At 36.7% G+C, this 9,784-nt stretch carries 10 protein-coding genes; 5 read left to right on the top strand and 5 right to left on the bottom strand.

The genetic code is table 11. From position 1 onward, the window contains the following. The 5 genes from HMPREF9074_RS10455 to ybeY form a co-directional block, all read left to right on the top strand. Positions 1-1,146, top strand: a 1,146-nt coding sequence (locus HMPREF9074_RS10455) for an HmuY family protein (protein ID WP_034540680.1), incomplete at its 5' end; no start/stop codon positions are given. Between the two features lie 8 nt (positions 1,147-1,154). Beyond that, positions 1,155-1,778, top strand: coding sequence for an HmuY family protein (locus HMPREF9074_RS10460; RefSeq protein ID WP_009391180.1), 624 nt, complete (start codon positions 1,155-1,157; stop codon positions 1,776-1,778). A 70-nt stretch (positions 1,779-1,848) separates the two neighbouring features. Further along, a complete protein-coding gene (locus HMPREF9074_RS10465; protein WP_034540687.1) occupies positions 1,849-3,792 on the top strand; it encodes a TonB-dependent receptor plug domain-containing protein in 1,944 nt (647 codons plus the stop codon). A 75-nt stretch (positions 3,793-3,867) separates the two neighbouring features. Next, positions 3,868-4,077 carry a YgaP family membrane protein gene (locus tag HMPREF9074_RS10470; protein WP_009391182.1) on the top strand — a complete coding sequence of 70 codons (210 nt, stop codon included), beginning with the start codon at positions 3,868-3,870 and terminating at the stop codon, positions 4,075-4,077. Continuing rightward, positions 4,077-4,493 carry an rRNA maturation RNase YbeY gene (ybeY, locus tag HMPREF9074_RS10475; protein WP_009391183.1) on the top strand — a complete coding sequence of 139 codons (417 nt, stop codon included), beginning with the start codon at positions 4,077-4,079 and terminating at the stop codon, positions 4,491-4,493. The genes HMPREF9074_RS10470 and ybeY overlap by 1 nt, the downstream gene beginning before the upstream one ends. Before the next feature lie 19 nt (positions 4,494-4,512). Here ybeY and HMPREF9074_RS10480 read toward each other — a convergent pair whose 3' ends face one another. The 5 genes from HMPREF9074_RS10480 to HMPREF9074_RS10500 all read right to left on the bottom strand — a co-directional run. Continuing rightward, on the bottom strand, positions 4,513-5,937 hold the full coding sequence (locus tag HMPREF9074_RS10480) for a lipopolysaccharide biosynthesis protein (protein ID WP_009391184.1): 1,425 nt from the start codon (positions 5,935-5,937) through the stop codon (positions 4,513-4,515). A gap of 12 nt (positions 5,938-5,949) precedes the next feature. Beyond that, on the bottom strand, positions 5,950-7,314 hold the full coding sequence (radA, locus tag HMPREF9074_RS10485) for a DNA repair protein RadA (RefSeq protein ID WP_009391185.1): 1,365 nt from the start codon (positions 7,312-7,314) through the stop codon (positions 5,950-5,952). Between the two features lie 43 nt (positions 7,315-7,357). Next, a complete protein-coding gene (rfbA, locus tag HMPREF9074_RS10490) occupies positions 7,358-8,236 on the bottom strand; it encodes a glucose-1-phosphate thymidylyltransferase RfbA (protein ID WP_009391186.1) in 879 nt (292 codons plus the stop codon). Between the two features lie 19 nt (positions 8,237-8,255). Further along, entirely contained in the window at positions 8,256-9,446 is a 1,191-nt protein-coding gene (locus HMPREF9074_RS10495; protein ID WP_009391187.1) for a metallophosphoesterase, read from the bottom strand. 31 nt (positions 9,447-9,477) lie between these two features. Continuing rightward, positions 9,478-9,784 (bottom strand): M15 family metallopeptidase (locus tag HMPREF9074_RS10500; protein ID WP_034540685.1); only part of this gene is annotated, 307 nt, incomplete at its 5' end.

The following is a 9,784-nucleotide window of genomic DNA, read 5'->3' on the forward strand; positions in this document are numbered from 1 at the left end:
TCTTGTAAGAAAGATGATACACCTGATACCCCTCAAGCTTCAAGTGTTAAAGAAGTAAAGGAATTAAACGCTTCATCACAAACTGAATGGACGTATTTTTCTTTCTCAGAAGGAAAACAAGTGGCTGTTACTAATCCACGTACAAGTAATAATTGGGACATAGCTTTCAATCGTTATAATGTAAAAACTAACGGAGGAACTTCGGGAATTGGCGGAGTAGAAGTAGTGAACACAGGTAGCAAAGATTTTGATGCTGTAACCCAATATCCAGGTGTTGGTTACCAAAAAGATGAAGAAGTAACAACCTATGGGAAACCAAAAGAAGGGCAAACTACTCCTACAGTTATAACTAATTCTGTTAATAAAGCAATTACAGGTACAGTAATGAATCCTGACCCTAAAGGTTTCTATAATTATACTCCTCCTGCTAAAGGAAGTAATACACCTCATATTAATCTTACTAAATATGTGTATGTTATAAAAACAACAAAAGGTAGCTATGTAAAAATTCAAATTACTGAATATACCAATTCTAAAGGAGAAATAGGGTATCTTACTTTCAAATATGATACACTTACTTCACAAGCTCCTGTAGAAAAAGTAAGCCTTACCTTTACTAAAGCAGCTGCTGAAGTACAATTAGATGCTACTGCTGATTGGCAATATTTTTCATTAGCTGCAGGTTCTGTAGTAAGTGCTACCCAAAGCAATACTACTTCTTGGGATATAGCTTTCAAGGGATACTATGTGAAACTTAATGGGGGAGTAAGCGGAAAAGGAAAAGGTGAAGCTCTTAAAACTGAATCAAAAGATTTTGAGACTGTAAAGGAAACTATAGTAGTAGGCTTTGAAAAAGATAAAGAAGTGTCTTTTTCTAATAGGGATGGAAGTACTACAAAGGAAAAAATTTCACCAGTGCTTACAGGAGGCTTTGGTTCTACAACAGGAACTATAAATCTTAACCCTGCTAATATGAAAGAATGGGGAGGGGTATATGCTCCTAATAAATGGGTATATATTATCAAGACAGCAGATGGTAAGTATGCTAAAGTACAAGTAACTGACTTTTATAAAGAAGTGAGTAATAAAAAGATAGCTAACTTTCCTAAACTAAAATATCAATTGAGTGACACACAAAGTAAATAATAACAACTATGAAAATTAAGTTATTATTATCAGTTTTGGTTATAGCCTTTATTCTTACCTCTTGCAGCAAAGAGGACGAAACTCCTAAATTACCTGCTAATGTTAAGAGTATTTCTAACTTAGATGTAAATGGGAAGTGGGTTACTTTTTCTTTTGAAAAAGGAGTATCAACTGTAGCTACACCTACTACAACAAGTTTAGATTGGGATATAGCTTTTAATGGTTATTTAGTAAAACTCAATGGAGGTACTTCAGGAGAGGGAAGAGCAGCTGCTTTAAATACTAAGACTACTGATTTTGCTTCTATCAATAAAGTACCTGAAGGGCAATTTGTAGTAGATACAGAACAACAAGTGTTATTAGGCTATCCTAATACAAAAACTGCAACTATTTCACTATCTAAGCCAATGACAGGAGGTTTTGGACTTGAAGAAGGAATTATACACATTGCTCCTGAAAATAAAGAAGTGCGTAAATATCCGAGTGTATATCGTCCTACTAAGTGGGTATATGTACTAAAAAGAGCTAATGGTAAATATGTGAAATTTCAGCTTACAGACTGCTATAATGAAAGAGCAAAGGCTGTTTACCTTACCTTTCAGTACCAATTATCAGACGATGGTAATTTTTAATATTATTAATAATAGCTTCAAGAGGCTGTTCAGCTATGGACAGCCTTTTTTTTCTAAAAGATAGATGATTATGCAAAAGATTATTATTACAGCGTTTATTGCTTTTTTGACACTACAAGAAGCTTTTGCACAAAATGATAAAGATAATAAAGATAAAGAGATAAAACTCAATGAGGTAATTGTGACCGCTACTCGTGCCCAGCGAAACCTCAAGAATGTACCCATCACTGTACAAGTGGTTACTGCTGAAGATATAAGAAAATCGCAGGCTACTGATTTTCAATCGTTTTTGGAGACAGAGTTTGCAGGTATTAACTTTACATACGATGGGGGAATGCCTAATATCAATATGATGGGGTTTGGAGGTAAGTACGTGCTTTTCTTGATAGATGGTGAGCGTATGGCTGGTGAAACTTTTGATAATATTGATTATAACCGTATAGACCTTGACAATATAGAACGTATAGAAATTATTAAAGGAGCGTCCTCTTCGCTCTATGGCTCAAATGCTTTAGGAGGAGTTATCAATATCATTACTAAGAATGCTCATAAACCTTTAGAAGCAGGTGTAGGATACCTTTATGAAAATCGTGGAAATCATAAAACAAATATTTCATTAGGTAGCAAAAAAAACTGGGGAAGTGTACGTCTGTCAGGGTATCATAACTATATGAAACCTTATATATTAGAGGATAAAGAGCCCTTGCGTACTTATGAGAATGGTCGTTTGGTATTGGTTACACAAGGAGGATTGAATATTTCAGGAGGTAGTAACTATGGTATTACTCCTAAAATTATCTTTAATGTAACTCCTAAAATAGACCTTACCTTAACACCTAATTATTATTTTAGTGAACGTGATGCAGGTACAGAAAGCTCTAAAAAAGTGAGAGACCGCTATTATAACTATGTGATGAATCTCAAAACTAATATAGTACTTTCAGAAGATAAAAAGCTGAGTCTTTCTGGAGCTTTTGACCGCTATGATAAGTTTAATTATTACCGTTTGCTCAATGAACAAGAAAAAAACTATGAAAATAGTATATGGCGTGTAGTAGCACAGTATAACCAGTCACTTTTTGAGAAACACTCTTTGGTAGCAGGAGCTGAAGTGTTATCGGATGAGTTACTTAGCTTTCGTTTCAATAATACAGGAACAGAGGCAAAGCAAAATGCTAAGAATTACACTCTCTTTGCACAACAAGAATGGGCTCTATCACCTGTTTTTACCTTAGTATCGGGAGTTAGAATGGATTATCACTCACTCTTTAAAGATTTCTTTACTTATAGATTTTCAGGAATGTTTAAGGTAGAAAATTTTACTTTCAGAGGTGGGTATTCTACAGGTTTTCGTTCGCCTACATTGAAAGAACTTTACACAAACTGGTTCCACCCTTGGGGGGGAGGTTTTCAGATAATGGGCAATAAATATCTAAAACCTGAAAAGAGTAATAATTTTAACTTTTCGGTAGATTATAATACTTCAAAAATTAATATAACGGCTATGACGCAGCTTTCAGTAGTGAAAGACAAAATAATTTATAAATGGTCGCGTGCTACTGACACAATTCAATATGTGAATGATTATGGAAATGCGAAAATAGTAAGTTCAGAGTTGTCGGCTACTTATAGGCCTACTAAAAGTTTGCGTTTAAAGGGGTCATATGCCTATTATCATACTAGTCAACAGCGTTCAGAAAATCGTCCTCATACCGCTACTTGGAAAGCTGAATACATTCCGAAAGCTGAAACAAAATATATACCCAATGTAATAGTGAGTGGTAAATATGTAAGTGCTACTACTATCTATGAAACATCTAATAATATAGAGTATTACACCTATTATGCTCCATATACTATATGGCGTTTACAACTATCATCAAGACTTCCTTATCATTTTACCTTAAATGCTGGTATCGATAACCTTTTCGACTATGTAACAAAAACTACTAGTTTTTATTCGAGTATTTCACCAGGGAGAACATATTTCGTAGGAATAAAGTGGGAACTTTAAGAGATAGTGAGATAGAAATTTGCTTTATACAAAATAAAGAAGTACATTTGCCACAAATTTTAAAAAGTCAGATATATGAAAAGAAATATTAGTACTTTAGATAAGAACATCCGCCTTTTGATAATAGTAGTTATTGCTATTTTAGGTTTGTATAATGAGTTTTCTGTAACGGTAGCTTCTGTGCTTGGAGCTATATCTATCTTACTATTAGTAACCATAATGATTGGTTTTTCACCAATATATATGCTTTTGGGTATTAGTACTTATAAAGAGAAGAATAAATAATGATAGCTTTTTTTAATGAAACATCTTTCGTTTTTCTTTATCATAAAAATAAGGTGAAACAATGGGTGAAACAGATTGCCCTTTCAGAAGGAAAGAAAATAGGCGATATCAACTATATATTCTGTGATGATGTTTATTTGCATAAAATAAATGTGCAATACCTGCAGCATGATACTCTTACTGATATTATCACTTTTGATTATACAGAAGGTATTACCCTAAACTCTGATATTTATATCTCAATAGAAAGAGTGCGAGAAAATGCTGATATTTTTGGTGTAACCTTTGAACAGGAACTCTTACGAGTGTTAGCACACGGGATTTTGCATCTTTGTGGCTATAAGGATAAAACACCTGCAGATAGCGAGTTGATGCGCGCTAAAGAAGATGAAAAAACGAAACTTTTTAGTTTATAAACACACAAAAAGACTGCTCTTAAAGGGCAGTCTTTTTATTTTTTCGAAATCTAAACTTTAAGGTTAGACTAGCTAAGTAACTGTAAATAAGTAGAAATACGCACCCAATATAGATATTGCAGTTGAAAAGGTAAAACTCTAAGAAAGAGAAGAGTACACTCATACCAAGAAATACTTTTATCTTTCGTTTGTTATAAGGTATAGGGTAGTATTTTTGTCCGTAGTAATAAGAGATGCTCATCATTGCTCCGTAGGTGATAAGGGTTGCTAATGCTGCTCCTTTATAACTAAGCCAAGGAATTAAAGCAAAATTGAAAAGTACTGTAAGTGCCATACCTACTAATGATACAATAGCTCCAAAGCTGGTACGGTCAGTTACTTTGTACCATACTGAAAGACTGTGGTAGATACCCAAACAGAGATTGGCGAGCAAGACGATAGGTACTATCCAGAGTGCTTCCCAATAAGCCTTATTGGGTATCAAGATAAGTTTAAATACATCAGTAAATACAGTGATAAAAACTAATATAAAACCACTACATACAATGAAATATTCAGTAATACGGGCGTATGTCTTAGGAGCATTCTTATCTTGAGCACTACTGAAAAAGAAAGGTTCTACTCCGAGCTTAAAAGCACTTACAAAAAGATTCATAAACACTCCCATTTTATAACAAGCAGAATAAATACCTATGGTAGCGTCAGCTGTCTCTTCAGGGAGTAGCATACGTAAGAAAACACGGTCGAAGCCTTCGTTTACAGCAAAAGCAATACCAGCTAAAAGTACAGGAAAGGCATAAATCATCATTTCTTTCCACAGCGGGTAATAAAACCTAAAACGTATTTTGATATAGATAGGCAGTAGCACTATCAGAGTTGCTAAACTTGCTATAACATTGGCTAAAAAGATGTAATATACTCCTCCGTTGGTGGCAATGCTTTCTTGAGACAGGTAGTTTAAAAAGTAGATATTTAGGAGCAAATTAAGGGCGGTATTGCCTACTTTTACAAAAGCGTAAAAGTTAGCTTTACCTTTATTGCGCAACCATGCAAAAGGGATTACAACTAAAGCATCGAGCACCATTATGTAGATACCAAAAACAATATGCTCTACTTTGTAGTTAAGCCACGAGGCTATAGATTCTCTTAGCAGGTAGGCAAATAGTAGGAAAAATAAAGAAGATACAGTTAGAGAAGTAAGTGCAGTAGATTGTACTTGTTTTTTTTGTTCACCTTTATTCATAAAACGAAAAAAAGCCGTTTCCATACCATACGACAGTAGCACATTGCCCAAAATAAGATACACAAAAATACCTGAATAAATACCGAAATTATTAGTGTCGAGTTTGCTAACGTAGAGGCGTGTGAGCAAAAGCGTCATCACACGTGGCAAGACGGTTGCAATTCCGTAAATAGCTGTATCTTGAAAGAGTTTCTTAAGCATATATAAGTCTTCTTATCCAAAAAGTTCGCCAATAGCATCTTCTATTTTGGCAACTTTCACAATCTTAATTTTAGTGTTTTTAAGGGCTATCTTGTTGTATTTAGAAATGAAAATAGTATTAAAACCTAACTTTTCAGCCTCTGTAATGCGCTGTTCTATTCGCTGTATAGGGCGTATTTCACCGCCAAGTCCTACTTCTCCGGCAAAACAAACATCTTTTTCAATAGCAATATCTTCGTTAGATGAGAGTATTGCCATTGCTACCCCCAAGTCAGTGGCGGGGTCATCAATAGTGATACCGCCTGTGATGTTTAGAAATACGTCTTTTGCCCCTAAGCGGAAACCTGCGCGTTTTTCGAGTACAGCCAAGAGCATATTCAGTCGTTTGGCATTAAAGCCTGTGGTGCTGCGCTGAGGTGTGCCATAGACAGCTGTACTCACAAGAGCTTGTATTTCAATCATCAGAGGTCGCATACCTTCTAAGGTAGCGGCTATAGTAGTACCGCTGATAGTCTCATCTGTCTTAGAAATGAGTATTTCTGAAGGGTTGTTAACTTCACGCAGACCATTACTGAGCATTTCGTAAATACCGAGTTCCGAGGTAGAACCAAAGCGGTTTTTTAATGAACGCAAGATACGATACACGTGGTTGCGGTCGCCTTCAAACTGCAGGACAGTATCAACCATATGCTCTAATATTTTAGGGCCTGCTATCTGTCCGTCTTTAGTGATATGCCCAATGAGAATTACAGGGGTATGCGTAGTCTTAGCAAATTTAATTAGCTCAGAAGTACATTCTCTTATCTGCGAGATGCTTCCTGCTGATGCTTCTATATAATCAGATTGTAGCGTTTGTATAGAGTCTATAATCACAATTTCAGGCAGGAGTTCTTTTATCTGCTGAAAGATATTTTGTGTCTTGGTTTCTGTTAGGATAAAGCAATTATCAAGATGATGTGGAATGCGGTCAGCACGCATTTTTATCTGTTTTTCACTTTCTTCCCCCGATACATAAAGGGTACGATAAGGTAAGTTAAGGGCTATTTGCAGCAATAGCGTACTTTTGCCAATACCAGGTTCACCTCCTAAAAGGGTTACCGAGCCAGGCACAATCCCCCCACCAAGCACATTGTTTAGTTCGTGATTATTGCTATTTAGGCGTGACTCTTGTTGAGTGCTGATTTGCGAAACAGCTATGTATTTAGGAGCTTTATTTTTGCTTATGCTCTCTTTTTCTTGCCATACAGGGGCAGAGTCTTTCTGTACAACCTCTTCTACAATGGTATTCCATTGTTTGCAGGCGTGACATTGTCCTTGCCATTTGCTGTATTGGGTTCCGCAATTCTGACAGAAATAAGCTGTTTTTAGTTTTGCCATTGCTTAGGTAAGGGGAATAGTTTTTTTATTAAATTGTTAATTGTCAATTGTCAATTGTCAATTGCAAAAGGTACTGTCCGTACTGGTTTTTAATCATTGGCTGAGCTAATTCGCGTAGTTTTTCAGCGCTTATCCAACCTTTGCGAAAGGCTATTTCTTCCAGACAAGAGATTTTTAGCCCTTGACGTTTTTCTAAAGTTTCTACAAAGTTAGACGCCTCGCTAAGCGAATCGTGGGTGCCAGTATCCAGCCACACAAAGCCGCGACCTAAAAGCTTTACTTTTAGCTCTCCATCTTTCAGAAATTCCTGATTAACGCTCGTGATTTCCAACTCACCGCGTGCTGAAGGCTTGATTTCTTCAGCTACCTTCACTACTTTATTTGGATAGAAATAAAGCCCTACTACTGCGTAATTCGACTTTGGTTGGGCAGGCTTTTCCTCTATACTCAGTACATTTCCTGCTGCATCAAACTCAGCTACTCCATAGCGTTCAGGGTCTTTTACATAGTAACCAAATACAGTAGCTTTCTGCTCTTTCTCTACATTATAAACAGCTTGAGTAAGCATTTGCGAAAAACTCTGTCCGTAGAAGATATTATCGCCCAATACCAAGCATACATCATCATTGCCGATGAAGTCTTTTCCTATAATAAAAGCTTGAGCTAATCCATCAGGGCTTGGCTGTTCAGCATAGCTCAGATTTATACCAAAACTACTACCATCTCCTAAAAGGCGTTGGAACCCGGGTAAGTCTTGAGGGGTAGAAATCACTAATACTTCACGAATACCAGCCAACATTAAGACTGATAAAGGGTAGTAAATCATTGGTTTGTCATAAATAGGGAGTAATTGTTTTGAAACTCCTTTTGTAATTGGGTAAAGGCGGGTTCCTGAACCTCCTGCTAAGATAATTCCTTTCATTTTTATTAGTTTTTAGTTATTAATCATCATCTTCGGGGATAGAAGCGTTTTCTACTATTGTTGTTTTGTTGCCTTTGTTATCTACTTTATACTCATTGCCATTCTCTATTAGCAAACCTTGTACCACTCCTTTAGCGTGGGATACATCGAGGTCGATAACTCGTTTGTTTAGTAGGTAGGTCACCTCGCTATGAAGAGTGTGACCGATAACGAATTTGCCTACATTCCACTTTTTCATTATTTCATCAGCCTCTTCAAGGGCGATGGTTTGTTTGCCCCAACCTCTGTACCACGTTGGGCTTACCCCAAATTTATAGATAGTGCTGTATATCTTGTCTGTTTGCTGTTGAGCTTCTTTGTTTCTGAAGTAATATCGGCGCGCCTTGTCGTTCAACTCTTGTACTGATAGGTTGAGGTCAGCTACTTCTTTAGAAATACCTGCATGCACAAATACATAGTCGCCTATCTTCTCTACTATGTTTTTAGTTTCTAACCATTGACCCAATTCGGTCTTGGGCTTATAAAGGTCTATATAAGGGATATTCATCAGTTCGGCATTGGTGAAATACTTTTTGCGTACATAGCGAAAATCGTTATTCATATTCATCAGGTCGTGATTGCCAAGAATAAAGTGCACCTTGCCTCCTGCTTTTTCTGCTTGGTTTTCTAAGTGATAGATGAGCCAAAGGGTTTGGGTTACCATTAGTCCGCGGTCAAAAAAGTCGCCTACGGTTACCAAATGCCCCTTGCCGAATGTCCATTTATACTTTTCATTCATCACCCCATTAGCGATAAGAAAAGAGCGAAAAGCCTCAAACTCTCCTTCTATATCGGAGATAGCAATTAGCTTTTCAGGCATTTCGTACACTGCAGGTTCCTTGGTGAGTTCCTTTTTCAATCTGAAGCTGAAAAAATGCTTGTGTCCTACTTGTGTTTTTAGTTTTTTACCTCGTTTTACCCCTGAATAATACCATTTAGAGGTGATTTTCATATTCTCTCTACCGCTTTCAGTGATGTATTTAATGACTTTTTCGGGGCCTCTTCCGGTATAATATATATGAGGGCCGTCCATACCTGCGGTGGAGGTATCACTGCTTAGGCGTTTTTCGCTAATGATAGGCTTTAATGTTTGTGCTTGCGACTGAGCCTTTTCAGCACAGAAAAGTCCCAAAAACAAACCTAAACTTACTATATAATGCTGTATCTTCATAATAGAATAGTATTTTTAATTGATAAACCGGCTAATTGCACTGCCATTCAAAGTTTTCTACTTTCGATTGCATCTCGGGACGGTACTCATAATGCCACCATTCTGAGTAAATCGACTTAAAATTGAACTTATCGAGTGTTTCTTTTAGCAGTTTGCGGTTCTCAAGTACTTCTTTAGAGTGCTGAGTATAGGTATGATGCGCTTCTTTTCCAAAGAAATCAAAAGGCGTCCCCATATTTAGCTCTTTGCCTTGTGCATCTACTAGTGTAAGGTCTACCGCCGCTCCTCTGTTGTGCTTAGACCCTTTAGCGGGATTGGCTACATAATGAGTGCCGGGC

The sequence above is a fragment of the Capnocytophaga sp. oral taxon 329 str. F0087 genome (assembly GCF_000213295.2).
GTDB lineage: Bacteria > Bacteroidota > Bacteroidia > Flavobacteriales > Flavobacteriaceae > Capnocytophaga > Capnocytophaga leadbetteri_A.